We start from the raw sequence: 23,847 nt of genomic DNA, 5'->3' as shown, positions 1-23,847 counted from the left end.
TTAAAAATTCTCCAGAAGATATTTTATCTTGGTTTCAAGCATTTCTTTATCAAAAGGTTTCATAAGATATTCATTAGCTCCTGCCATAATAGCATCAATTACACTTTTTTGCTGATTTTCTGTGGTTACCATCATTACTTTAATATCTGACCATTTTGGATTTGATCTCATTTTTACTAAAAATTCATACCCATTCATTACAGGCATATGCCAATCAAGTAAAATCAATTTAATATCAGGATGCTCTTCCAAAACTTTAAAAGCTTCTTCTCCATTCTCTGCCTCTACAACCTCAAATCCCATCTCTTCTAAGTATTTCTTTTCTATCTCTCTTATTGCTTTGGAATCATCTACCACTAATACTTTAATCATTTAAATAATCCTATACTTTTATTTTTAAAACTACCCCCTTTTTTCCAGTAAATATCCTGGAGAAATTTCTTCCATATTCACTTCTATTTTACAATGAATTTTTTGAGATACCAATATATTTTCCAAATTTTTATATTCCTTTTTTGCAATTTTATAAGCTTCTTGATTAACAAAATAAAATTCTATATAAATTTCTTTTTCTAAATAACTTATATAACATTCTACCAATCCTAAATACTCAAAATAAAACTTTAGATAAAACAATTTTACTCTTCCTTTTCTTTCTTCAGGAGCACCAAGTTCCAAATAACCCCAAGATCTTTCATCATTAAAAATAAAAGGTAAAACTATTTTATCTTGCTGATAAATAACTTTTAAGTTTTTTATTTTATCACCAAAAAGTTTTTTTAAACTTTTATCTGTTATTTCCTTTTTCTCTTTTTTTATTATTTCATTTACAAAAGTAGCTAATAAATTTAAATCCTTTCTTAAAGAAATATCTTTAGTAACTTCTTTTTCAAACTCCTTAGTTACTAAATAAAATAATTTTAAATCTGATGCCTCTTTTTCTTCAGAAATAACTTGCAAAATTATAGGATTACCTGTTTTTATTACTTTTACTCTTATAGTTTCTCCTATTTTAAAATCTTCAGGATTTATAGTGCCTCCTATTCTTGCCTGAAATTTTTCTCCTCCTAATTCTAAATCCAAAGTTTTACCTTCAATATTTAAAACCCTTACCAATAGTTCTCTACCGGGCTTTGTAAATAAAGACCATAAATTTTCAGGAAGGTAAATTATAGGTGAAGGGGCTGTTATTTGCATAATTTAAAACTTCATTTTTTTTGAAGCTAAAATTAGTTCAACCTCTGCTTCACTTATTTTTAATTTTTTAGCTATTTCTTTAGAACTATAACCATTCTGAAATAATTTATATACTTTTTCTTTTAAATCGGCATTTTTAGAGGGAACATTACTATTTGTTTTTTTTATTTGTTCTAAAATATTAACCAACTCATAAGCTTTTTCTATACTTTCTTTTATTTCTTCCCAAGGTAATTTTAAAACTTTTTTAAATCTTATATAGAAAATTATAAAAACACCTATCATTAAAAAATCTATTATCAATAGAATTATTAAAAAAAAATCGGTAAAATTTTCCATTTTAACCTTTCAAAATAATACCATTCACTTCTATCTTTTTAGGCAAAGGTTCTATTTTTTTAATCTCAAATATTTTCTGTAATTTTTTTTCTAATTCCTTTCTTTGTTTCAAATTAACCCAAGCAATAGGAGGAGTATTTCTTAGGTAACTATATATAATATTTCTATAAATAATTTCATTTGCCATAATCTCTTTCATAGTAGCATTTTTATCAAAATATAAAATAACATCAGTATCTAAAAAAATTTTAGAAGATAAAGGAATTAAAAAATTTTTGAGCTCAAATTTAAAAAGCTGAGGTATTTCCTTTTTTACATTCTTAGAAATCGTTAGTTTAGTAGAAACTTTACTTTTGGAAAGAGGAGTTATTATAGAATTTTTATTTGTAGAAGTAGTATTCAAATAAATCTCTTCTCTCTTTTTATAAGAAATCTTTTCCTTTCTTTCTGTTTTTTTACCTTTTATTAGATTAAAAGCTATAAAAATTCCTAAAATACAAAAAATAATTATAATAAAAATACCTGTCAATAATAAAATTTTTTTAAAATTAAATTTTAAGGGTTCTTCTTCACTTTCCACCTGGGTTTCTTTAACTTTTTCTTCTTTTTGTATCTCTTCTTTAAGATCTTCTATAAGAATTTCTGCTTTTTCTGGAGAAATGTCAGCTTCTTCTTGATTTTTAGATTCCTCTGTTTGTTCTTCAGACTTCTCTATATCTTTTTTTATTTCTTTAAGATCTTTTTTGATATCTTCTTCCAAACTATCCTCCTAAAACCTTTTCTAATTTTTCTTTTAAGGTTTCAGGAGTAAAAGGTTTTACTATATATTGATTAACACCGTGTCTAATAGCTTCTATAACATTATCTTTTTGAGCCTCAGCTGTAACCATTATAAATACAATATCTTTAAGGTTAGGATCGTTTCTAACAGCTTTTAATAACTCTAATCCATTCATTTTAGGCATATTCCAGTCTGAAATAATTAAATCTACTTTTTCTTTTTTCAAAACTTCTAAAGCAGTAGTTCCATCGTCTGCTTCAATAATATTTTTAAAACCAAGCTGAGTTAAAATATTTTTAATAATTTTTCTCATAGTAGCAAAATCATCCACAACTAATATTCTTAAATTTGGATCTAAAGCCATTGTTTATATCCCTCCTTATTTTTTGTTTAGAATACTTCTTAGTTTTAAAATAGCCTGATTATGTAACTGAGAAACCCTGCTTTCTGTACAATCTAAAACCTTAGCAATTTCTTTCATAGTAAGTCCTTCATAATAATACAATGCTAAAACCAAACGTTCCCTTTCATTTAAATAGTTTAAAGCTTCTTCTAATTCTTCCTGTAATTCCTTTAAAGCATACTTTTCAAAAGGATCTTCTTTAGTTTCACCTGCTATAAGTTCAAAAATATCATCTTCTTCCAAATCTGGAATCCTCTGTTTAAAGCTTTGAATATCAATAAAACTAATACCTTTTATACTTTCTAAAAACTTATAATAATCATCTAAACTAAGATTCATAGCTTGGGCTATTTCTTCTTCCTTAGGCATCCTTCCCAATTTTTTATACAGCTCTTTTATAATTTCTTCAAATTCATTTATTTTTTCTTTTACACTTCTTGGTATTATATCTACTTTTCTAATTTCATCAAGCATAGCTCCTTTAATACGAATTTCTGCAAAAGTTCTAAATTTAACCCTTTTAGAAGGATCATATCTATTATAAGCTTCTATTAATCCTATTATCCCTGCAGAAACCAGATCATCTTTATTAATAACAGGCTGTCCCTGATAACTATATTTGTTAGCCCAATAATTAATTATAGGCAAAAATTCTTCTATAACCTTTTCCAAAGGCGGCTTCTCATAAAATATTTTGCTTATCAATTTGTTTTTCATTTAATAACCTCAAGCTAAAATTTCACCAGTCTTTCAAGAAAAGTTTCCAATCCCTTATCATCCTGTGGATTAAATTTTAAAAGTTTTAAAGTAATTTCTTTTATTTTAGAACTTAAAGTATTTTCTGGATAAAGTATTAAATAAGGTATTTGTGATTTTATAGCTTTTTTTACTCCTTCATCATAGGGTAAGCCTCCTAAATATGATAGTTTAATTTCTGGTAAAAATCTCTCAAGCACATACAAGATTTGTTGATAAATTCTTTTACCCTCTAAATTATTACTTATCATATTTACTATTAAATAAAAATCTTTTATTTTATACTTTTTATAAGCCACCTTAATCAAGGCATAAGCATCTGCTATAGATGTAGGTTCTGGGGTACATAAAATAATTCGTTCTCCTGCCAAAAGTAGAAAAAATAAAACATTTTCTGAAATCCCTGCAGAACTATCAAAAAGTAAAAAATCATAGTTTTTAAAAGTTTCCTCCATTTGAGCTTTTAATAAAAGCTTTTGATTTGAACTTAAATTAACTAATTCTATTGCACCTGATCCTGCAGGAATTATATCAAAATTATAATCTGTAGTATATATTATATCTTTTAAACTTAATTTTTCTGTAAGAACATGTCTTATATCAAATTTAGGCGACAGCCCTAACATTACATCTACATTGGCAAGCCCAAGATCCGCATCAAAGATCAATACTTTTTGATTGCACTGGGCAAGAGCTAAAGCCAAGTTAATAACAAAACTTGTTTTCCCAACACCCCCTTTACCACTTGCTATAGCAATGCTTCTCATAAAACCTCCTCCTATTTTATTCAATACCTCTTAAAAATAAGTTTAATAAAACATCTTCTTCTGCTCTCATAATATCTTCAGGTAATCTTTCTCCTATAGAAATAAAAATTAAGGGAGGAAATCTATCATCTAAGAGCCATAAAATAGGTAAACTATTTGAAATTTTGTCTGTAAAAGTTAACAGTATTCCTTCTACCGGCAATTTTTCTATTTTTCTCCAAAGTCTTAATATATATTCATAATGCTCCGTAGCCTTAACCACCCAATAAAACCTCAAAAATGGTAATTTTATAATTAAATCTTCCAAATCGCTTATTCCAAATTTTTTATTTAATCCAGGAGTATCAATTAAAACATAATCATATTTATTAAACGGAACTCCTATTTCCTTAAAATCTTCTATATCAAGAATTTCAAAATCAATTTCTAATAATTCTGCTAATCTCTTAGTTTGAAAAATTCCTCCTATTTTATAAGTATCAAGACTTAAAACCAAAACATCTGTCTTATATTTATATTTATACCATATAGCAAGTTTAAAAATATTAGTAGTTTTTCCTACTCCTCCTTCTCCAATAAATACTTGATATTTGGAATTAGGAATGCTTCCTTTTTCTTTTAATTTTAAAGAAATATACTCTTCTAATTCCAGCTGTTTTTCTATTATATCTTTCGCAATAAAAGCTGGTATTCCCTTTTCTAATAATTTCAAATAATTCCAGTTCTTCAATTGCGGAGACAGAGCTTTTTTCAACATTTCTTTTATTTCAGCAAGTTCCTGTTTAAAATAATCAAAAGAAACCTCATCATTTTTAGTTTCTTCTTCTATATCTGGTTCTTTTTTAAAGATAACTTCCTCTTGGTCTATTGCAGCTGTAATTTCAAAAATATGCCCTTCTTCTGTTTTTACCTTTTCAGAACTTAAAATTACAGCGTTCTCTCCAAATTCTTTTTTTACTTTATCTAAGGCTTCTACAATACTTTTTCCTCTAAATTTTTTAATCCTCATCTTACTCTCTCACCAATTTAATTATTTCTAAAATCTCTATTTTTATTTCAGGAGGTATTTCTGCTTGAGAAATTACAGGGGTATAAGAAAGAGTTCTTTCTATTAATTTTCTTAAATGTCTTCTAATAGTGGGACTACACACAATTGCTGGTATTATATTTTTTTGTCCAGCTCTTTCTACTGCTTGGCTAAGTGCTGTTACAATTTTACTACCTATTTTAGGATCTATCATTAAAAATACCCCTTGTTCTGTTCTTTGTAAAGATTTTCTTATAGCCTCTTCTATATCATCACCTATTACTATAGCGGGCAAAGTATTATCTACTAAATAAGGCTTAACAATATATCTTGCTAATTTTTGTCTTACATATTCTGTAAGAACTTCAGGATCTTTAATAGTGGAGGCATAATCACTTATAGTTTCAAAAATTGTTACCAGATCTTTAAGAGGTATTCCTTCTCGGACCAAATTTTGCAAAACTTTTTGAATTATAGTAATATTGGCATTGTTCAAACATTCCTCTACTACCTTAGGATAATATTTATTAAGAGTATCTATTATTCTTTGCACTTCCTGTTTTGTTAGCAATTCATCAGCATATTTTTTAATTATTTCGGATAAATGTGTAGTAATTACAGTTGATAAAGTTACTACAGTAAATCCAGCAGTTTCAGCTTCATCTTTTAAGTCTTCAGGAATAAAATATGCAGTCATACCAAAAGTAGGTTCTTTAGTTGGAATAGCACCTTCTGGAGGAATAAGATCAGAGCTTGAAGGTAAAGCCATTAAATAGTTAGGCATAAGTTCTCCTTTAGCCACTTCCACTCCCTTTATTAGAATAGAATATTCTCCAGGTTTTAAACTTAAATTATCTCTAACATGTACAGAGGGTATCATAATACCAAGTTCCTGTGCCAAATGTTTTCTTAAGTTTTTAATCCTTTCCAATAAATCCCCTCCTCTGGTTTCATCTGCCAAATAAATTAATCCATAACCTAATTCTATAGCCAAAAGTTCTACAGGTTTTATTTCTTCAGCTTCAGGGGGTGGAGGTGGAGCTTCTTCAGAAATTATTTCTTCTTCTTTTCTTTTCTGGGTAGCATAGGAAAAATATCCTAAAACAAAAAGAAAAAGGCTAAAGAAAAAGAAAGGCAAAAAAGGTAGTCCGGGAATTAAAGCTAAAAGAAAAACTACAGCTCCTGCTAAAATTAATACTTCAGGCCGTGCGGCAAATTGAAAGGCTATATCTTTTCCTAAACCTTCCTCCGCTGCAGCACGACTTACCAAGATACCTGCAGAAGTAGAAACAATTAAAGCCGGAATTTGAGAAACCAAACCATCTCCTATAGTAAGAATAGTGTAAGTTTTAGCAGAAGTTGCTAAATCAAGACCTCTTTGTAAAGTCCCTATTAAAATTCCACCTATGATATTGATACATGTAATAATAAGTCCTGCTATTGCCTCTCCTCTAATAAATTTAGAAGCACCATCCATAGCTCCATAAAAATCCGCCTCTTTAGCTATTTCTTCTCTTCTTCTTTTAGCTTCAGCTTCGTCTATCAACCCTGCATTTAAATCTGCATCTATAGCCATCTGTTTGCCTGGCATAGCATCCAGAGTAAATCTGGCTGCAACTTCTGCAATTCTTCCAGCACCCTTTGTAATAACTACAAAATTAATCAAAACCAAAATTAAAAATACAATAAATCCAACAATATAATTTCCTCCAACTACAAATTCTCCAAAACTTCTTATAATATGTCCAGCAGCATTAGTCCCTTCATGTCCTCTTAAAAGGATTACTCTCGTAGTAGCAATATTCATAGATAATCTAAACAAAGTGGTTAATAAAAGCAGGGCAGGAAAACCTGTAAAATCTAAAGGTTTATTAACTTCCATGGTCATAATAAGAATTAACAAAGATATAGAAAAATTCAGACTTAAAGCAAGATCAATAAGATAAGGAGGTAAAGGAAAAAGCATAATGGAAAGTAAAATGATTATTCCGATAATAGCTATAATATTATAAAAATCAAAAAATCTTTTAAGAGTTAATTCCTTTCCCATGATTTTTTCTTTATACTACTTTCTTATTTTTCAGCTTATATACATAAGCCAAAACTTTTGCTACTACCTGATAAAGATCTTCAGGAATGTATTCTCCTATTTCTACTTTTTCATAAAGCAATCTTGCTAAAGGTGGATCTTCATAAACTGGTATTTTATTTTCCAAAGCTATTTCCTTAATCTTTTGAGCAAGAAAATCTTTTCCTTTAGCAATAACCTGTGGAGCAGGCATTTTTCCTATTTCATATTTTAGAGCTACTGCATAATGAGTAGGGTTAGTTATAACTACATCTGCCTTAGGAACCTCAGCAAGCATTCTCCTGCGACTCATTTCTCTTTGTTTTTGTCTGATCCTTGATCTTACCCAAGGATCTCCTTCGGTTTGTTTAAGTTCTTCTTTTAGTTCCTGACGAGTAAGTTTGAGCTTCCTTTCTACATCCCATCTGGTATAAAGCCAATCTAAAACAGCTAAAATAGTAAGAATGAATAACAGTTTAGTAATAAAATCTTTTATAAAAACTTTAAAACTAAAAGCTAAATAAGGTATCTCTACACCAAAAAGTTTTAGGATATTATTGAGATGTTTTTCTATAATCCAATAAGATACTCCTATTATAATAGCAAGTTTAGCTAAGGATTTAAAAAGTTCAAAGAGAGCAGTGAGAGAAAATAGTCTTTTAAATCCTTCCACAGGATTTATCCTATCAAAATTGAAATTTATTGCTTCATAAGCCCAAACCCCACCTCCTGTTTGAACTAAATATACAATTATAGCTACTAAAGATACCAATATAAAAAAGGGCAATAAGATTTTATTTGTTTCTGCCAAAATATTATTAAAAAGGTTTAGAAATGTATTAATATTTAAATCGTAATAATAACTATTTAAACACTGGTTAAAAATTATATAAATTTGCTGAAAGAAGATACAACTAAGAACTAAAAAAGTAAAAAAACTTGCTCCTAATATAGCAACAGAAGAAAGTTCTCTGCTTTTAACAATTTGTCCTTTTTTTCGGGCTTCTTCACGCCGCCGGGGCGTAGGCTCTTCTGTTCGTTCCTCAAGAGGTTCCTCAGGCATACTTTAACCTCTTTTAATGAATTTTAAAATTATATTTAAACTTCTAAAATAATCTCCAAAATAAGGGTATATAATCTTTGGTAATAAAATCAGCATAAGACCAAAAAAAATTAACCCCAAACCAATAGTTAAAGGAAAACTTACAAACATTACATTCATCTGAGGTATTAAACGCCCTATTACTGCTAAACTTATATAAATAAGCATCATAAATACCATGAGAGGAGCTAAAAATTTAATTCCCAATTCAAAAATAAGTTTACTTTTCTTTATAAGAAATAGTCCTAAATTATTGTTTAAAATAAAACTTCCAGGAGGTATCTTTTCAAAACTTTGATAAATGAAATAAATGAGATAATGATGAAAATTAAATGAAAAAAATAATAATAAAAATATTATATAAATGAATTCAGAAATAATAGGTAAACTAAAACCAGAAAGGGGATCTATGGTTTGAGTAATTCCAAAACCCATTTGATAACCTACCAGTTCCCCACCCACCTGAATTCCTGCCAAAATTATTCTAAAAAGTAAAGAAATAAGAAAAATAAAAATAAAATCTGATAAAAGAATAAGAATTAATTGATAAAGGTTAGCAATTTGTGGAACTTTAAAATGTATAACAGGTGTTAAAACCAAAGCAAATATAAGAGTCATAAGAATTTTTATTTTTGTAGGAAAAAGGGTGGAACTAAAAATAGGGAATAAAAGAAACAATAGTAGTATTCTGTAAAATACTAAAAAAAACAATAGTAAATTTTGTTCTAAATTATTAAATAATTCCATAATCTACTTTATATAATGAGGAATATTTAGAATTAAGTTTTCTGTAAAAGCTGTCATTTTTTTTAACATCCATGGTAAAATCAAAATAAATACTAAAATCATAGCCAAAATTTTGGGAACAAAGGTAAGGGTCATTTCTTGTATTTGAGTAACTGCCTGTAAAACACTTATCAATAAACCCACAATTAAAGCTGTTAATAAAAAAGGAGCAGAAATTAAAATACAAATTTTTATAGATTCTTTAGCAAGCGTCAAAATTGTGGCATCTGTCATTTTTCTGACTCCTCCTTAATTTTAATGAAAACTTTTTACTAAAGACATTACCAGTAAGTTCCATCCATCTACTAAAACAAAAAGTAGAAGTTTAATAGGCAAAGAAATCATCATAGGAGGAAGCATTAAAACTCCTATAGAAATTAAAACACTTGAAACCACAACATCTATAATTAAAAAAGGTATATAAAGCAAAAAGCCTATTTGAAAGGCTGTTTTTAATTCACTTATCATAAAAGCAGGCACAAGTGTAAAAAAAGAAACATCATCAGGTGTTAAGGGACGTTTTTCCCCTCTTAATTTTATAAACAAAGCCAGATCTTTTTCCCTGGTATTTCTTAACATAAATTCTTTAAAAGGTCTCTGAGCCCTTTCAAAAAGCTGTTTTTCATCTATCTGTTTGTCTAAATAAGGAATCAAGGCATTTTCATAGACTTTTTTAAAAGTGGGAGACATGATAAAAAAAGTCAAAAATAAAGCTAAAGAAATTAAAACCTGATTAGGAGGGGTTTGCTGGGTTCCTATAGCATGTCTTAAAATGGAAAAAACAACAATTAATCTTGTAAAAGAAGTAAGCATTAGAAGTAAAGCCGGAGCTATAGAAAGTATGGTAAGAAGAATTAATACTTGTAAAATAGTAGAAACCTGTTCCGGAGTTTTAGCTGTTTGAAACCCTATGTTTATAGTAGGTAAGGTTATAGCGTAAAAACTAAGGCCTATCATCTTTTATTTCACCTAAATAGCTAAAACCTTTATCTGAATAACCTATTAAACATTTTTTTCCCTCTACTTCTATTAGCAAAAGTTGTGCCTTATAATTAATTGGTTTAATTTCTAAAATCTTTATATAATTGGATGACGAAGATTTTACACTATATTTTTTATAAAAATGTAACCCTATAGGAAACAAGCTCAAAATAAGTAAAACCACACCCAGACTTTGTAAATAATAAAACCAATCCATTTTAAGACCCTAATCTTTTGATCCTTTCTTGCGCACTTATTATTTCTGTAATTCTTACTCCAAACCTATCATTTACTATTACAACTTCACCTTTAGCCATAAGTTTTCCGTTAACATAAACTTCTACAGGTTCTCCTGCAAATTTTTCAAGCTCTATAATAGAACCTTGGTTTAATTTCAAGAGATCTCTTATTAACATTTTTGTTCTTCCAATTTCTACTGAAATCTCTAAAGGGATATCCAAAATGAATTCAAGTTCAGGGTGGACCCCTGAGCCTTTAGCTGGGCTGAGCTCTTCTAAATTAGCAGGTTGAGCTGGTACAGACTCTTTAACAGAGGTTTTGGCTTCTTCTTTAAATTTTTGCTCTTGTTCTTGTTTTTGAGATTCAGAGGACTGAGCTTCTTTAAGAGCCTCTTCCCATAAAGCCATTAAATCTTCAGGACTCATTTCTTCACTTTGAGCTTCCTGAGAAGCCTCTTGAGGAGTTTCTTGGGCTTGTGTAGCTTCTTGAGAAGACTCTTGAGGTGCTCCCTGAGATTCTTCCTGAGTGTTCTCTTGATTTTGAATTTGCTCTATGTTTTCCATCCCTTCTTTATTTTCTTCTACCATACTAACCTGCCTCCTTTATTTCATTTTCTTCTTCAGAAGTTATAAATTTTTCCACCTGAATAGCTATGTGATTTTTAAATACACCTAATTTGCCAAGAATTTTGGGTGTATCCTCTACATAAACCTCTATAGGTTCTTCAACTTTTTTATCCAGAACTATTACATCTCCTTCTTCTAAATTCACCAAGTCTTCCAAAGTAATATTTCCTTTTCCTAAAATAGCTCTTACATCCACTTTACTGTTTAAAATATATCTTTCTAAGGTCTTTTTCCAGGTTAAATCTACATATTCTTCTAATTGATAGGGTGAATACAATTTATCTTTAATAGGCTGAAGAGTACTTAAAGAATAACAGAAAAGGATTTTTCCACTAATTGATTCAAGTTCTAAATTATGCCCTGTGACCACTACTGTTTCTTCAGGCATTAATACTCTGGCAAATTGAGGATTCACTTCTCCTCTTACATATTTAGGTTTTACAGGATAAATATTTTTCCAAGCCTTTTCCAATTCTATAAAAATCAAATCAACCATTTTTTTTATAAGCCTTTGCTCAATTGGTGTAAATTCTCGTCCTTCTACTTTTATATGTTTGGTTTCTCCTCCTAAAAATCTCTCTATAAATAAAAAGGCTAAGGTTGCATCAATAACCATTAAAGCATGTCCTTTTAAGGGTTCCAATCTAAAAATGTGAATAGAGGTAGGAACAGGAATTTTATTTAAAAAATCTTTGAATCTTTCCATTTGTAAAGGTAAATTAGTAATATCAATCATTTCTCTTAATAAAGTTGAAAGTTGCATTCTTAAGCTACGGGCTAATTGTTCATTTATAACCTCTAAACCTGGTATTTTAAGCCTGGCTGAAATAGTGTAATTTTTAAAATCAAAGGGCTTAACCTCTTGTTCCTTTTTCTCCTCTGGAGTTGTATCAACTTTACCTTCTTCTAAACCGGAAAGCAGAGCATCTATTTCTTCCTGACTTAATACTTTTTCTTCCATATTTACTCCACAATATATTGAGTAATATAAACTTCTAAAACCCAATCCTCTCCTAAAGCTTCATTTATCTTTTTTAATAGATCTTTTTTAATAACCTCCTTAGCTTCAGGCTGAATTACCTCTTCAGGAGTTTTAGTACTCAAATAGGTAATAATTGCATCTTTAATTATAGGTTCCTTATTTTTTATTTCCTCTTCTGCTTTTTTATCTGCAAGAGCTAAAGCTAATCTAATTTGTATATACCTTTTACCTGTGGGATCAAAAAGATTTACTACAATAGGATCTAAATTATAAAGAACTGCTGGTTCAGAAACCTCTTTTTTTACATATTTTTTCTCCTCTCTACCTTTTTTAGATGTAAGAAAAATTACCAACCCTCCTGCTATTCCAATAATTAATAAACCTATAATCAAAAAAATTAATAATTTTTTTTTACCTCCATTCTTTGAAGCAGCCCCCTGTCCTGTTTCTTTTACTTCTTCAGCCATAGCTCCCTCCTTTTTTTATATTTTAATCAAATTTTATACCTATTTTTATTTGTATTTAAATTTAATACCGATTTTCAAAAATTTAATAATTTGTTTGTCAAAAACTTGACATTTCGTCAAAAACCATATTTAATCTCTCTATAAAGTAAAAATTGTTTTAAAATAAGTCCTTGAGAATAGCCTGTAAGTCCTTTACTTCCAATTACTCTATGACATGGATAAACCAGAGGCAAAGGATTTTTTGCCATAACTCTTCCTATAGCTCTATGAGCTTTAGGATAACCTATCCTCTCAGCAAGGATTTTATAAGTAATGACCTCTCCTATTTTTAACTGGCTAAGTTCTTTTAAAACCCTTTTTTCAAATTCTGTGAAATTTTCTAAATGGGGAATTTCTACTCTATCCTTTTCAAAATTCCAATAAGCTAAAAATGCTTCATAGAATTCTTCTACCCATTTTTTTGCTTTTATAGAACCAATTTGAAGAATTTTAGGTTCTAAATCAAAAGAGAAATTGAAACTAAGTTTAATAAGTTTACCTTCTTCATTCCAAAGAAGATAAAAAATAAAAGGAAATAAGTTTAAAATAGCTTTTTGCATTTTTGAAAATTATATTATAATAATTTGTATGAAACAAGTAAAAATAGGTAATTGTATTTTAGAAATTGTGCAAGGTGATATAACTGAACAAGATACTGAAGCTATTGTTAATGCAGCTAATGAAGCTTTAATTCCTGGAGGTGGTGTTGATGGAGCTATTCATAGAAAAGGAGGGCCTAAAATATTAGAAGAATTAAGAGCCAAATATAAAGGTTGTCCAACAGGGCAGGCTGTTATTACAGGAGCTGGTAATCTTAAAGCCAGATATGTAATTCATGCTGTGGGACCTATTTATAAGAATGGGAAAAGATGTGAACCTGAGCTTCTTGCCAATGCTTATAAAAATTCTCTTTTAAAAGCTTTAAAATATAATATAAACTCCATTTCTTTTCCTGCTCTTAGCACAGGAGCTTATGGTTATCCTTTAGAAGAAGCTGCGGAAATAGCTTTAAAAATTGTAATAAATTTTTTAAAAGAATATCAAAAACCCAAATTAGTTCGTTTTGTCCTTTGGGGAGAAAATAGTTATAAAACTTTTGAAGAAGTTTTAAAAAATCTTGTTTCTTAAACTTTTTTGTTTTTTACAAAAATATCATTTTAATTTTTTATATCAGAAGGGGAATAATCTAAAAATTAGATATAGATTCCTGAATTTTAGAGGTTCAGGAATGCCCGGGGCCGGACTCGAACCGGCACGGGGCGGAAACCCCAGCGGATTTTAAGTCCGCAGCGTCTACCAAATTCCGCCACCCGGGCTAAAACCCTTTAGACATTCATAATAATAATCTATTTTTAGAAATTAGCAAGATATTCTTTGAAATGTTTAAAAAATTTTTATTAAATTAAATTCTAAAGGTTCCATTAGCAAAAATACTTACATAAACATCAATAATTTCTTCTATATTACTTTTTTGCACACTAACGCACTCTTTAATTTCTCTAACATAGAAATAAGAAAAAAACATACCAAGAAAAGCTCTGGCAACAATTTCTGTATTAAAATCTCTTAAAATCCCCTCTTTTTGTAAACTTTTAAAGTAATCAGATAGTAAATTTACAGTACTATCTATTACATTTTCGTAAATTTTTTTAATTTGGTCAGGATATCTTTGCATTTCAGAATGCATAATTTTGATTAAATCTTTTTTGGATTCTAACAGGTTTAAGAAATTTTGAGCTATAATTTTTAAAGCTTCTATATAATTTTTATCCTGAATTTCTGAGAGAATAGCTTTTAATTTTGGAAAAAAAGAATAAGTATTTATGACCTCTTCAAAGAGGGCTTCTTTAGAAGGAAAATATCTAAAAAGAGTTACCTCTGCTACTTTTGCTTCTCGGGCAATTTCTTTAGTGGTAGCTCCTAAATAACCTTTTTTTGAAAAAAGTTTTAAAGCTGCTTCTATAATTTTCTTTTTAGTATTTTTAGCCACTTCTTTCCCTATTTGTAAGTGCTTACTAACATTATAAATGTATCATACATCCTCTTCCTGTCAACAATTACCAAAAATTACCACTTACGAAGTGGTAATATGAAGGTTTTAATTTTTCTTGGGTTTAGAAGGTAAATATTCTAATTTGGGATTAAAAATAGCATTTATAATGCTTTTTTTTACTTTATTACCCAAAGGATAAATGTGCTCTCTTAAAAAATTTTCTATAAATTTTCTCTTAGTTTGTTGAGAAAATGGACAGGGATTCTCTAAAATCTGCCATTGTTGTCTTTTTACAAAACGAGAAATTAAGTCCTTTTCTACAAAAATAAGTGGTCTTATAAGATATAACTTGCCTTTAAACATCTCCTGAACCGGTAAAATAGTTGACAATTCTCCATGATAAAACATATTAATAAAAAAAGTTACTAACATATCATCTTGATGATGTCCAAAGGCTATTTTATTAGCTCCTGTTTTTTCAGCCAATTTAAAAAGATACTTTCTTCTATGCCAGGAACATACAAAACAAGGACTGGTAATATTTTTTTCATAAACCTCCAAAGCTTGCTTTCCGCAATTGGTTCTTTCATAATAAAATTCTATCTCTAAGGATTCACAAAAATCTTTAAGCCATTCTACACCCTTTTGATACCTTTCTTCATCTCTTGGAAAATTCATATCTAAATGAACACCTAAAATTTTATAATTAATTCTCATCTTTTGACGCCACTCGCTTAAAAAATATGCCAAAACCAAACTATCCTCTCCTCCAGAAAGAGCTGCAATAATATAATCTCCTTCTTTAAGCATATCATAACCAAAAACTGCTCTTCCAATAAATCTTTTAAGTTTGTCATAGAGAGACATGTAAAAATTTTCCTCTAATCAGGAATTTTAATATGAGGATTTAAAATACCATCTGGATCAAAAACTTTTTTAAGCTTTTTCATTATTTCTATTTGAAAAGGGGAAAGCTCCCAGCTAACAAAACTCTTTTTAGTATAGCCTATCCCATGTTCTCCTGAAATTGTTCCTTCAAGAGAAAGAACCTCCTTTATAATTTCCTCCCTTACTTTCAAGGCTATTTTTTCTTTTTCAGGATTAAAAAGAATATTTACATGAAAATTTCCATCTCCTGCATGTCCAAAACAACAAATATTAAGTCCTGTTTCTTCTTCTATCTTCCTTATTCTAAATAAAAGTTCCTTCATAAATCTCCTGGGAACTACTACATCATCAGCAATCTTTTTTTCTCCTAAAATTTTCAATGCAGGAGATATAGCTCTTCTTATATCCCACAATCTCTCTATTTCTTCTTCCTCTTCTGCCTTTATATAAAAAATTCCTAAATCATTATAAAATTTTTCTACTTTTGATTTTTCTTTATCAACAGCACTTTCTTCTCCATCAAGTTCCAAAAATAAAAGAGCTTTAAAATTAGCAAAATTTTTCAATAAATCCTTTTGTTTGGAATTTAAAAGAGCTAAAAAAGTGGTTTTATCTACAAATTCTGCAGAAGCAGGAGTAACTTTATTTTTTAAAAGCTGAGAAATAATTTCCAAAGGCTTTTCCTCTTTTTTATGTGCAGAAAGAAATAAAAGTCTTTTTTCTGGTAAAGGAATAATCTTTAGTACAATTTCTGTAAAAACACCAAGGGTTCCTTCTGAACCTACAAAAAGAGGAGTAATATTATAGAATACAGCTGCTTTTAAAGTATAAGGAGCGGTTTTTAAAACTTTTCCTCCTGGTAAAACTACTTCTAAAGCTAAAACATAATCCTTGGTAGTTCCATATTTAAAACACTTAGGACCACCTGCACCTGTAGCTACATTTCCTCCTATAGTTGAATAAGCAAAGCTTGCAGGATCAGGAGGATAAAAAAAACCATATTTTTTTAAAAACTTTTTAAGATCTCCATTTAAAACCCCGGGTTCTACTATAACAATTCTCTCTTCTTCATTCAGTTCTAAAATTCTATTCATTCTACTAAAACAAAGTACTAACCCACCTTTATGAGCTAAAGGACTTCCTGTTGTTGCTGTCCCTGCTCCACGAGAAATAATAGGAACTTTATACTTTTGTGCAAGTTTTAAAATCTCTATTACTTCTTCTTTTTTTTCTGGAAAAGCAACAGCAGAAGGAATTTTTATCAAAGAGGAGGAATCATAAGAATAAGCTAATAAATCAGATTCCTTAGTAAGAACCCAATCCTTCCCAAGAAGCTTTTCTAAACTTTTTATAAATTCAAATGGTATTGGTTTTGATTTCATTTATATCATTATATTCTATACCAGGATTCTTATCAGACAATTCCTCTGATATTTCTTTTATAAGATAATTTAGCTTCATCTTTAAAGTTATATCTTTTTGCAGTTTTTGCTCCAGAGTTTTAAGATTATAAATAATTGTAGAATGCTGTTTTTGAAAAATTTGACATATTTCCTTAAGTGGTTTATTCAACTTATTTCTTAAAATATACATTATTATTTGACGGGAAGTAGATAGTTCTCTTTTTCTGGAAGAAGAAAAAAGATCCTCTTTTCCTATACCAAAAAATTTACAAGTAGTTTCTATAATTAGATCAACCTGATCTTTATCTTCTTGAATTCCCAATTCATTTACAAGTTCCTTAGCCAAGGTTAAAGACACAGGTTCTTTAAGTAAAGAAGCTCTTGCAATTAAACCTAAAACAGCACTTTCAAGCTGTCTTACATCTCCTCTTATTTGACGAGCTAAATATTCCACCACTTCATAAGGTAAATTATATCCCATCTTTTTAGCTTTATGTCTTATGATTTTCTTTCTGGTAGAAAAATCTGGAGTATTCAGTCTAATTATAAGAGCTGAATTAAGTCTTGATTTTAAACTATTATCTAATTTTTGCATCTCCTGAGGAAGTTTCAAAGAAGTAAATATTATGGTTTTTCCTTGATCAAGAAGATAATCAAGTAAAAAAGCCAGTTCATTTTGAGTATATTCTTTTCCTGCAAAGAAATGAATCCCTTCAAGAAGAAGTACATCACAGTGTTCCTTAAATTTTTCTTTAAAACTTTCTATCATACCAGAACGAAGATACTTTATCATATAATTAAGAAAATCTTGAGCAGTTAGATAATAAACTTTATTAAAACCTCTTCTAAAAAGACCATTACCTACTGCTTGAGTAAGGTGGGTTTTACCAAGACCAAAATTTCCATAAAGATAAATAAGATAACTTTTTGGTCTCTCTTCTGCTACCTGATAACATACATTATAAGCGAATTCATTACATTTACCCACTACAAAATCTTCAAAGGTATATTTAGGACTTAATCTTCTTCCAATAAGATTAACGGGATTATAGGGAAGTATAAGCTGCTCTGCTTTGGGAGTTTCACTTATAAAAAATTCAATATCTTGAATATTAAATTCAGTTAAAATTTTATTTAAAAGATCTTTATAATTTTCATTTATCCAGTTTTTAGTAAACTCATTGGGAACCTGTAAAATCAATTTTTGTTCTATTATTTCTCCTTTTAAAGAACTAAACCAGACCTTAAAAATTGCTTCAGGTAAAAGCTCTTTAATTCTGCCTTTTATCCTTTCCCAAATAATAGACATAATAATATCCCCCTACCTATTACAGGCTTTTTATTAAAAAAATGATAATAATTTAACTGAATCTTTTTAAATAAGGATAATTAAAAATTCTATTTATGCAAATTTAAAAAAAAATGATTAAAAGAAATTTTGAATTTCTATTTTAAATTTTAAAAATTACAATAAATCAATAGGTTAAATATATTGTATTTCTAAAATGCTCATTATTTCTATATCAGATAAACCTATATTTTCAGAATTCTAAAAAATTATTTTTTTAAATCTTTAACTTTTTTGTTTTTTCTTTAATTTTCTCTTTTTTTCTTTAATTTAAATTTTTAACTTTAAATGAGCAAGTTAAAAATGGGAGATTTTATCTTTTAAAACAGGCTATATATTGTAAATTGTTGATTTTTCTTAATTTCGGAGATTTTTTCAAACACATTTTTTGTCTTTCTTTACAGCGAGAATAAAAAACACAACCAGAAGGTCTAAATAAAGCACTTGGAACTTCTCCTTTTATCTCTTTTTTAAAGGGGGGTTTCTTAGAAAATGGATCAAGATGGGCTTCTAAAAGCATCAAAGTATAAGGATGATGATCAACTGAATTAAAAAATTCCTTTTTACAAATCTCTACTATTTTTCCTAAGTACATAATTATAATCCAATCAGAAAGATAAAAAACCACAGGTAAGGAATGGCTTATTAGAAAATAGCTTAAACCTATTTTTTCTTTAAAATTCTTTAAAAGTTCTAAAATCTGAGATTGGATAGTCATATCAAGGGCTGAGGTTGGCTCATCAAGCACTATTAAATCTGGAGAAACCATAAGGGCCCTTGCTAAAGCCACCCTTTGTCTTTGACCTCCACTTAAAGCATGAGGGTATTCATTTAAAACATTCTGATCAAGCCCTACTTGATTTAATAATTCTTTCGCCTTTTCCAATCCTTTTTTTTTATTATTTTCTATACAGATAAAATAAGGTTCTAACAATATATCTTTTATTTTATAGCGAGGATTTAAAGAAGAATAAGGATCTTGAAAAACAGCCTGAATTTTAGACCTAAGAGATTTATATTCCCTGCGGCTTATATATTTTAAATTTTTTCCGAACCAGAAAACTTCTCCTTTATCAGGTTTTTCCAAGTCCAAAATAATTTTCCCTAAGGTGGTTTTCCCACAACCACTTTCTCCTAAAATTCCAATAACCTCACCTTTACTAATTTTTAAACTAACATCCAAAAGAGCATAGAATTTTTGTTTTTTAAACCAGAAACTTCTTATTTCGTAACTTTTCCATACATTCTTAATTTCTACCAAAAACTGAGACATTTCCATACTTAAAGCACCTTACCCAATGATTTTTCCCTGCATTGATTAAGTCTGGATGGATATTTTTACCCTCTTTGCAAGGATTTTCACATCTTTCAAAATAACGACATCCTGAAGGCTTTTGAAGTAAATTTACAGGTGATCCTTTTAATATTTTTCTTATTTTTCCTTCTCGTGGATACGATTCTATCAAAGCTTGAGTATAAGGATGTAAAGGATTATTAAAGACTTCTTCAGTAGAGGCAATTTCTACTATTTCTCCAGCATAAAAAACCGCAATTTTATCAGAGATCCATCTAACCACTCCTAAATCATGCGAAATAAATACTATTGTTAAAGATTTTTTTTGATTTAAATCCTTTAAAAGTTCCAAAATTTGAATTTGTAAAGTTAAATCTAAGGCAGTTGTAGGTTCATCTGCTACTAAAAGTTCAGGTTCTCCTGCTAAAGCCATAGCAATCATGGCTCTTTGTCTTAAACCACCAGAAAGCTGATGAGGATAACTTTTGGCTCTTATTTCTGGTTCAGAAATTCCTACTTCTTTTAATAATTCATAAATCCTTTCTCTTCTATTTTTTGAATTTAGATTAAAGTGATGTTTTAAAACCTCTGCTATTTGTTCCCCTATGGTTAAAACTGGATTCAAAGAACTTAAAGGATCTTGTAAAATAATAGCCACTTTTTTCCCTCTAATCTTAGATAATTCTTTTTCTGATAAAGAATAAAGATCTATGTTATCAATTAAAACTTTTCCTGAATAATAGCTAACACCTGAGGGGAAAAGTCTTAAAAGTGAAAACCCTGTTAAGGATTTTCCACAACCGCTTTCTCCTAATATACCTAAGATTTCTCCTTTTTCTAAAGTAAAGGAAACCTTATCTATTAAAGGTATATTCCTCTTTTTAAGACCTATAATCAGATCTTTAACTTCTAAAAAAGGCATTCTATAAGCTCTATTCTCAAACAACCTGTTTGAGTTAAATTAGCGAGCTCAACCTCCGCTACAAGCTTTAATCTCGGCAGATAATATTTCATAAGCTGTAGCAGGTCTTGCTTCTAAAATCTCTATCTTCATAATCACTTCTTTCCCAGCTGCAGGATGATTAAAATCTGCTTTTACTTTGTCCTCTTTTATTTCCAAAACTTTAAAACTTGTTCTTGAACCATAAGGGCTTACTTCCTCATACCATTCTCCTACTTTTAGTCTTTCAGGATGCTTTAAAGAATTTATATCTATTTCTCTTATCAAATGAGGTAAATGAGGACCATAAGCAGATTCTGGAGGTATTACTAATTCTATGATATCTCCTGCTTTTTTATCAAAAATGTTTTCTTCTATTATTTGGGGAAGAGGCTCTCTTCCCAAAATAAAAGAAGTTTCATAAATTTGGGAAAACCATTCTGGAGCTTTTTCTCCCTTAAGTTTCATCTGATACTTGATTTTCACAAAAAAATCTTTTTTTACAAAGTCTTCCATTCTTTACCTCCTTAATTTATTTACTAAAAAATTTTAACACTTTCTAATAAAAATTCAAGCAAAGCCATATGAAGCCACATTTTGTTTTCAGCTTGATTCCAAACTACAGATTTAGAACCTTCCAATACCTCTTCTGTTATTTCTTCTCCTCTATGAGCAGGTAAACAATGTAAAACTATAGCATCCGGTTTAGCAAGTTTTAAAAGCTCTTTGTTAATTTGAAAAGGTTTAAAAACTCTTTGTCTTTCTTCACTTTCTCCTTCCTGTCCCATACTTACCCAAACATCTGTATTTATTACATCTGCATCTTTTATTATTTCCTTAGGATCATTTGAAATAGTTATTTCTGTTTTATATCTCTTTTTAGCTTCTTTTAATAACTCTGGATCTGGTTCAAAACCAGGTGGACAGGCTAAATAAAATTTAAAACCTAATAAAGCTGCAGTTTCTACCCAAGACTGGGCTACATTATTTCCATCTCCTATCCATACAATTTTGCTATTAAAAAGATCCTTACCCTTTTCTAAAACTGTCATAACATCTGATAAGGCCTGACAGGGATGATATCTATCTGAAAGTCCATTTATTACAGGAATAGAAGCATATTTAGCAAACTCTTCTATGGTTTCCTGTTTATAAGTTCTTAAAACAACAGCTTGAACATACCTTGAAAGAACTCTGGCAGTATCTTTTATAGGCTCACCTCTACTTAATTGTAAATCTTTATAAGAAAGATATATAGCACTTCCTCCCCATTTTATCATAGCTGATTCAAAAGAAATTCTTGTCCGGGTTGAAGGTTTTTCAAATATTAAACCTAAAATTTTTCCTACAAATTTTCTCTCCCATTTTTTATTTTTTTTCAATTCCAAAGCTCTATTTATAATTTTAAAAGTCTCTTCTTTAGATAGGTTCCAAACTCTTATAAAATGTCTTAATTTCATGACCGGCTCCTTTTTATTGAGTTTAATTTTTTATAAAATTAAATTCTAAATTTTTAATTTATTTTTAAAATTTGTAAACCCTTTTAAAATCTATTTTAAAAATTTTTCAAAATTTTTAAAATTACCTCTTAAGTTTTTTTAATTTTATCCGATAATATAGAATGAGAAGAAAAGGAGTTTACTCCTATGGAGATAAAAAAAGCTGAAATAAATATCTCAAATTTAAGTATTTCTGTTCAAAATAAGAATTTAAAAGTAATCAAATATAATAAAAATGTTGATGCTTCTCAAACCAATACCCCTTTGCCAAACAAAACTAATAATCTTTTTAAAAATTCCCAAAAAGATGACGTATTCTTTAAAAAGCTCTTTAAAAATCCTCAAAAATTAAATAAATTTTTAGAAATTTTAAATCGGCGGTTAAATCCTCTTGAAAAAGAACTTAAAGTAGAAATAGACAGAGATTTAAATATGCCTATTTTTAAAATAATTGATAAAAATACAAAAGAAGTATTAAGGCAAATTCCCTGGGAAGAAGTTATTAAATTTCTAAAAAATCTTGAAAAGCTTTTGAAATTAGAGCATATTAGAGAGGAAGATCTGAAAGGTCTTTTATTTAAAAAGGAGGTTTAGTTTTTATGGCTGATTTATATTTAAGTAATGTTACAGGGCTTTTAGATATAGATTCTATGGTTCAAGGGATTTTGCAGCCAAAACTTCAAGATTTACAGAAGCTTCAAAACAAGAAAGCTACTTTACAAGCCCAAGCAAGTGCTATAAGTAACTTTTTAGGAGCTTTGAAAGATGCTCAGAGTTTTATAGACGATTTAAATATTGATAATCTATTTAATGCAAAATCGGTTAATGTTGAAGATACTTCTATTCTTTCTGCTACTGCTTCTGATGATACTCCAAATGTAACTTTGAGTTTGAATGTAACACAACTTTCTCAAACAGAAGTATTGGTTTCTTCTCAAGGGGTTTCAGATTTAAATAATTCAATTTCTGCTTCAACTTTTACCTTAAAATACTGGACTTCTGATACAGATTATGAAACCTTTGATATAAATTTCTCTGGAGGTACTTTACAAGATCTTGCAGATACAATTAATTCATCCCAAGACAAAGTTGAAGCATCTATATTCTATGATGGAACTTATTATAAATTAATGTTAAGCGAAAAAGATGTAGGAGCCTCTACAAAAGAAACTACAGATACTTCAACTGTAATTGAAATTGTAGGATCTTTACCTACAGAATTAGGTTCTTTAAGTATCATGCAATATGCTAAAAATGCAGAGATTCAAATAGGTGATAGTGCTACTCCGGTAACAAGTCCCACTAACACTTTTGAAAATATCATCTCAGGCCTTTCTGTAACTGTTTATCAAACAGGAACAACCTCTATAACTGTAGAAGATGATCACTCTGGAATTTCTTCTACTTTAAGTGACTTTCTAAATAAATTAAATAGTATAATAGATTTGGTTAATTCTAATACTGCTAAAGGCGGTATTTTCCAAGGTAATATTATGTTTACTCAAATTAAGCCCCGTTTTTTAACTCTAATGCAACCTCTTGTTAATCTGGGAATTATTAATATAGATGATGAAGGAAAATATTCTCTCAATACTGATACATTAAACAGTGTAATTGAAAATAATTTAGAAGATTTTAAAACAGCTATCTCTCAAGTGAAAGAAAATTTTAGTTCTGATTTGGAAAATTTGATAAGCAGTTTTAATACCTATAAAACTGCCCAAGACAATCAAATAAACTATATTGATGATGAAATTGAAGAAATGCAACTTATGATATCTAAAGAAGAAGAAAGATTAAGATTAGAATTTGCTAAAATTGAGAGCCTTATGTATCAAAATGAACAATTAAGACAAAAATTGCAAAATTTTGCTGTGCCTATATCTCAAACAACACAAAACTCTTAATAATAAAAACAGGA

The 23,847-nt window shown here is 29.0% G+C and carries 29 protein-coding genes and 1 tRNA gene; 3 read left to right on the top strand and 27 right to left on the bottom strand.

The genetic code is table 11. The features are described from left to right. From CC87_RS00980 to CC87_RS00895, 18 genes are all read right to left on the bottom strand, one after another. The gene (locus tag CC87_RS00980) at positions 1-372 is read right to left on the bottom strand and encodes a response regulator (protein WP_051920380.1); all 372 of its coding nucleotides are present in this window, start codon (positions 370-372) and stop codon (positions 1-3) included. 30 nt (positions 373-402) lie between these two features. After that, complete coding sequence (locus CC87_RS00975; RefSeq protein WP_038055149.1) at positions 403-1,197, bottom strand: hypothetical protein; 795 nt, start codon at positions 1,195-1,197, stop codon at positions 403-405. Positions 1,198-1,200: 3 nt separating this feature from the next. After that, a complete protein-coding gene (locus CC87_RS00970; protein WP_038055146.1) occupies positions 1,201-1,536 on the bottom strand; it encodes a DUF6115 domain-containing protein in 336 nt (111 codons plus the stop codon). Between the two features lies 1 nt (position 1,537). Continuing rightward, entirely contained in the window at positions 1,538-2,296 is a 759-nt protein-coding gene (locus CC87_RS00965) for a hypothetical protein (RefSeq protein WP_038055144.1), read from the bottom strand. Position 2,297: 1 nt separating this feature from the next. Then, positions 2,298-2,681, bottom strand: coding sequence for a response regulator (locus CC87_RS00960; protein WP_038055142.1), 384 nt, complete (start codon positions 2,679-2,681; stop codon positions 2,298-2,300). A 15-nt stretch (positions 2,682-2,696) separates the two neighbouring features. Continuing rightward, the gene (locus tag CC87_RS00955; protein ID WP_051920378.1) at positions 2,697-3,437 is read right to left on the bottom strand and encodes a sigma-70 family RNA polymerase sigma factor; all 741 of its coding nucleotides are present in this window, start codon (positions 3,435-3,437) and stop codon (positions 2,697-2,699) included. Positions 3,438-3,451: 14 nt separating this feature from the next. Then, positions 3,452-4,243: a MinD/ParA family protein gene (locus CC87_RS00950; RefSeq protein ID WP_038055654.1), complete on the bottom strand. Its 792-nt coding sequence runs from the start codon at positions 4,241-4,243 to the stop codon at positions 3,452-3,454. A 16-nt stretch (positions 4,244-4,259) separates the two neighbouring features. Continuing rightward, the gene (locus tag CC87_RS00945; RefSeq protein ID WP_038055140.1) at positions 4,260-5,252 is read right to left on the bottom strand and encodes a flagellar biosynthesis protein FlhF; all 993 of its coding nucleotides are present in this window, start codon (positions 5,250-5,252) and stop codon (positions 4,260-4,262) included. A gap of 1 nt (position 5,253) precedes the next feature. Further along, positions 5,254-7,320: a flagellar biosynthesis protein FlhA gene (flhA, locus tag CC87_RS00940; protein WP_038055138.1), complete on the bottom strand. Its 2,067-nt coding sequence runs from the start codon at positions 7,318-7,320 to the stop codon at positions 5,254-5,256. A 10-nt stretch (positions 7,321-7,330) separates the two neighbouring features. Further along, positions 7,331-8,401: a flagellar biosynthesis protein FlhB gene (gene flhB / locus CC87_RS00935; RefSeq protein WP_038055136.1), complete on the bottom strand. Its 1,071-nt coding sequence runs from the start codon at positions 8,399-8,401 to the stop codon at positions 7,331-7,333. Between the two features lie 3 nt (positions 8,402-8,404). Further along, positions 8,405-9,187, bottom strand: a complete 783-nt coding sequence (locus CC87_RS00930; protein ID WP_084222149.1) for a flagellar biosynthetic protein FliR — start codon at positions 9,185-9,187, stop codon at positions 8,405-8,407. A gap of 3 nt (positions 9,188-9,190) precedes the next feature. Next, complete coding sequence (gene fliQ, locus CC87_RS00925) at positions 9,191-9,460, bottom strand: flagellar biosynthesis protein FliQ (protein WP_038055131.1); 270 nt, start codon at positions 9,458-9,460, stop codon at positions 9,191-9,193. 21 nt (positions 9,461-9,481) lie between these two features. Further along, positions 9,482-10,183, bottom strand: a complete 702-nt coding sequence (gene fliP, locus CC87_RS00920; protein ID WP_038055130.1) for a flagellar type III secretion system pore protein FliP — start codon at positions 10,181-10,183, stop codon at positions 9,482-9,484. After that, positions 10,170-10,424 carry a flagellar biosynthetic protein FliO gene (locus tag CC87_RS00915; RefSeq protein ID WP_038055129.1) on the bottom strand — a complete coding sequence of 85 codons (255 nt, stop codon included), beginning with the start codon at positions 10,422-10,424 and terminating at the stop codon, positions 10,170-10,172. Before CC87_RS00915 ends, fliP begins: the two co-directional genes overlap by 14 nt. Before the next feature lies 1 nt (position 10,425). Next, the gene (fliN, locus tag CC87_RS00910; RefSeq protein WP_038055128.1) at positions 10,426-11,034 is read right to left on the bottom strand and encodes a flagellar motor switch protein FliN; all 609 of its coding nucleotides are present in this window, start codon (positions 11,032-11,034) and stop codon (positions 10,426-10,428) included. A gap of 1 nt (position 11,035) precedes the next feature. Continuing rightward, on the bottom strand, positions 11,036-12,034 hold the full coding sequence (fliM, locus tag CC87_RS00905) for a flagellar motor switch protein FliM (RefSeq protein ID WP_038055127.1): 999 nt from the start codon (positions 12,032-12,034) through the stop codon (positions 11,036-11,038). A 2-nt stretch (positions 12,035-12,036) separates the two neighbouring features. Then, positions 12,037-12,522, bottom strand: coding sequence for a flagellar basal body-associated FliL family protein (locus CC87_RS00900; protein WP_038055126.1), 486 nt, complete (start codon positions 12,520-12,522; stop codon positions 12,037-12,039). 116 nt (positions 12,523-12,638) lie between these two features. Then, positions 12,639-13,121 carry a methylated-DNA--[protein]-cysteine S-methyltransferase gene (locus CC87_RS00895; protein ID WP_051920375.1) on the bottom strand — a complete coding sequence of 161 codons (483 nt, stop codon included), beginning with the start codon at positions 13,119-13,121 and terminating at the stop codon, positions 12,639-12,641. Positions 13,122-13,149: 28 nt separating this feature from the next. Between CC87_RS00895 and CC87_RS00890 the strand changes: the two genes are divergently transcribed. Beyond that, complete coding sequence (locus tag CC87_RS00890) at positions 13,150-13,689, top strand: macro domain-containing protein (protein ID WP_038055122.1); 540 nt, start codon at positions 13,150-13,152, stop codon at positions 13,687-13,689. Positions 13,690-13,790: 101 nt separating this feature from the next. Here CC87_RS00890 and CC87_RS00885 read toward each other — a convergent pair. The 9 genes from CC87_RS00885 to argF all read right to left on the bottom strand — a co-directional run bounded on the left by CC87_RS00885 (position 13,791) and on the right by argF (position 21,887). Beyond that, positions 13,791-13,877: transfer RNA gene (locus tag CC87_RS00885), tRNA-Leu, on the bottom strand. 86 nt (positions 13,878-13,963) lie between these two features. Next, positions 13,964-14,551, bottom strand: coding sequence for a TetR/AcrR family transcriptional regulator (locus CC87_RS00880; protein ID WP_051920373.1), 588 nt, complete (start codon positions 14,549-14,551; stop codon positions 13,964-13,966). A gap of 108 nt (positions 14,552-14,659) precedes the next feature. Next, positions 14,660-15,421, bottom strand: coding sequence for a tRNA lysidine(34) synthetase (locus CC87_RS00875; RefSeq protein WP_038055118.1), 762 nt, complete (start codon positions 15,419-15,421; stop codon positions 14,660-14,662). Between the two features lie 14 nt (positions 15,422-15,435). Then, positions 15,436-16,824, bottom strand: a complete 1,389-nt coding sequence (locus CC87_RS00870) for an FAD-binding oxidoreductase (protein WP_051920371.1) — start codon at positions 16,822-16,824, stop codon at positions 15,436-15,438. Continuing rightward, positions 16,799-18,154 carry a chromosomal replication initiator protein DnaA gene (gene dnaA, locus CC87_RS00865; RefSeq protein WP_038055116.1) on the bottom strand — a complete coding sequence of 452 codons (1,356 nt, stop codon included), beginning with the start codon at positions 18,152-18,154 and terminating at the stop codon, positions 16,799-16,801. The genes CC87_RS00870 and dnaA overlap by 26 nt, the downstream gene beginning before the upstream one ends. A gap of 352 nt (positions 18,155-18,506) precedes the next feature. After that, positions 18,507-19,472: an ABC transporter ATP-binding protein gene (locus CC87_RS00860; protein ID WP_051920369.1), complete on the bottom strand. Its 966-nt coding sequence runs from the start codon at positions 19,470-19,472 to the stop codon at positions 18,507-18,509. Continuing rightward, the gene (locus CC87_RS00855; RefSeq protein ID WP_038055644.1) at positions 19,441-20,409 is read right to left on the bottom strand and encodes an ABC transporter ATP-binding protein; all 969 of its coding nucleotides are present in this window, start codon (positions 20,407-20,409) and stop codon (positions 19,441-19,443) included. The genes CC87_RS00860 and CC87_RS00855 overlap by 32 nt, the downstream gene beginning before the upstream one ends. Before the next feature lie 48 nt (positions 20,410-20,457). Further along, a complete protein-coding gene (locus tag CC87_RS00850) occupies positions 20,458-20,943 on the bottom strand; it encodes an FKBP-type peptidyl-prolyl cis-trans isomerase (RefSeq protein ID WP_038055115.1) in 486 nt (161 codons plus the stop codon). A gap of 23 nt (positions 20,944-20,966) precedes the next feature. Then, positions 20,967-21,887, bottom strand: a complete 921-nt coding sequence (gene argF / locus CC87_RS00845; protein WP_038055114.1) for an ornithine carbamoyltransferase — start codon at positions 21,885-21,887, stop codon at positions 20,967-20,969. A 186-nt stretch (positions 21,888-22,073) separates the two neighbouring features. Here argF and CC87_RS08530 point away from each other — a divergent pair, with 186 nt between their 5' ends. Together CC87_RS08530 and fliD are read left to right on the top strand one after the other, a co-directional pair. Next, positions 22,074-22,520, top strand: coding sequence for a flagellar protein FlaG (locus tag CC87_RS08530; protein WP_051920368.1), 447 nt, complete (start codon positions 22,074-22,076; stop codon positions 22,518-22,520). A gap of 5 nt (positions 22,521-22,525) precedes the next feature. Beyond that, on the top strand, positions 22,526-23,833 hold the full coding sequence (gene fliD, locus CC87_RS00835) for a flagellar filament capping protein FliD (RefSeq protein ID WP_038055113.1): 1,308 nt from the start codon (positions 22,526-22,528) through the stop codon (positions 23,831-23,833). The last annotated feature ends 14 nt before the right edge of the window (positions 23,834-23,847 follow it).

The organism is Thermodesulfobacterium hydrogeniphilum, from assembly GCF_000746255.1.
Lineage (GTDB): Bacteria > Desulfobacterota > Thermodesulfobacteria > Thermodesulfobacteriales > Thermodesulfobacteriaceae > Thermodesulfobacterium > Thermodesulfobacterium hydrogeniphilum.
The sequence above is the reverse complement of the archived record's forward strand: the minus strand, read 5'-3'. Positions and strand labels throughout refer to the sequence as shown.

Coding starts and splice junctions, on each gene's coding strand:
- CC87_RS00980 (WP_051920380.1), bottom strand. CDS start 372: ATGATTAAAGTATTAGTGGTAGATGATTCCAAAGCAATAAGAGAGATA.
- CC87_RS00975 (WP_038055149.1), bottom strand. CDS start 1,197: ATGCAAATAACAGCCCCTTCACCTATAATTTACCTTCCTGAAAATTTA.
- CC87_RS00970 (WP_038055146.1), bottom strand. CDS start 1,536: ATGGAAAATTTTACCGATTTTTTTTTAATAATTCTATTGATAATAGAT.
- CC87_RS00960 (WP_038055142.1), bottom strand. CDS start 2,681: ATGGCTTTAGATCCAAATTTAAGAATATTAGTTGTGGATGATTTTGCT.
- CC87_RS00955 (WP_051920378.1), bottom strand. CDS start 3,437: ATGAAAAACAAATTGATAAGCAAAATATTTTATGAGAAGCCGCCTTTG.
- CC87_RS00950 (WP_038055654.1), bottom strand. CDS start 4,243: ATGAGAAGCATTGCTATAGCAAGTGGTAAAGGGGGTGTTGGGAAAACA.
- CC87_RS00945 (WP_038055140.1), bottom strand. CDS start 5,252: ATGAGGATTAAAAAATTTAGAGGAAAAAGTATTGTAGAAGCCTTAGAT.
- flhA (WP_038055138.1), bottom strand. CDS start 7,320: ATGGGAAAGGAATTAACTCTTAAAAGATTTTTTGATTTTTATAATATT.
- flhB (WP_038055136.1), bottom strand. CDS start 8,401: ATGCCTGAGGAACCTCTTGAGGAACGAACAGAAGAGCCTACGCCCCGG.
- CC87_RS00930 (WP_084222149.1), bottom strand. CDS start 9,187: ATGGAATTATTTAATAATTTAGAACAAAATTTACTATTGTTTTTTTTA.
- fliQ (WP_038055131.1), bottom strand. CDS start 9,460: ATGACAGATGCCACAATTTTGACGCTTGCTAAAGAATCTATAAAAATT.
- fliP (WP_038055130.1), bottom strand. CDS start 10,183: ATGATAGGCCTTAGTTTTTACGCTATAACCTTACCTACTATAAACATA.
- CC87_RS00915 (WP_038055129.1), bottom strand. CDS start 10,424: ATGGATTGGTTTTATTATTTACAAAGTCTGGGTGTGGTTTTACTTATT.
- fliN (WP_038055128.1), bottom strand. CDS start 11,034: ATGGTAGAAGAAAATAAAGAAGGGATGGAAAACATAGAGCAAATTCAA.
- fliM (WP_038055127.1), bottom strand. CDS start 12,034: ATGGAAGAAAAAGTATTAAGTCAGGAAGAAATAGATGCTCTGCTTTCC.
- CC87_RS00900 (WP_038055126.1), bottom strand. CDS start 12,522: ATGGCTGAAGAAGTAAAAGAAACAGGACAGGGGGCTGCTTCAAAGAAT.
- CC87_RS00895 (WP_051920375.1), bottom strand. CDS start 13,121: ATGCAAAAAGCTATTTTAAACTTATTTCCTTTTATTTTTTATCTTCTT.
- CC87_RS00890 (WP_038055122.1), top strand. CDS start 13,150: ATGAAACAAGTAAAAATAGGTAATTGTATTTTAGAAATTGTGCAAGGT.
- CC87_RS00875 (WP_038055118.1), bottom strand. CDS start 15,421: ATGTCTCTCTATGACAAACTTAAAAGATTTATTGGAAGAGCAGTTTTT.
- CC87_RS00870 (WP_051920371.1), bottom strand. CDS start 16,824: ATGAAATCAAAACCAATACCATTTGAATTTATAAAAAGTTTAGAAAAG.
- dnaA (WP_038055116.1), bottom strand. CDS start 18,154: ATGTCTATTATTTGGGAAAGGATAAAAGGCAGAATTAAAGAGCTTTTA.
- CC87_RS00860 (WP_051920369.1), bottom strand. CDS start 19,472: ATGGAAATGTCTCAGTTTTTGGTAGAAATTAAGAATGTATGGAAAAGT.
- CC87_RS00855 (WP_038055644.1), bottom strand. CDS start 20,409: ATGCCTTTTTTAGAAGTTAAAGATCTGATTATAGGTCTTAAAAAGAGG.
- CC87_RS00850 (WP_038055115.1), bottom strand. CDS start 20,943: ATGGAAGACTTTGTAAAAAAAGATTTTTTTGTGAAAATCAAGTATCAG.
- argF (WP_038055114.1), bottom strand. CDS start 21,887: ATGAAATTAAGACATTTTATAAGAGTTTGGAACCTATCTAAAGAAGAG.
- CC87_RS08530 (WP_051920368.1), top strand. CDS start 22,074: ATGGAGATAAAAAAAGCTGAAATAAATATCTCAAATTTAAGTATTTCT.
- fliD (WP_038055113.1), top strand. CDS start 22,526: ATGGCTGATTTATATTTAAGTAATGTTACAGGGCTTTTAGATATAGAT.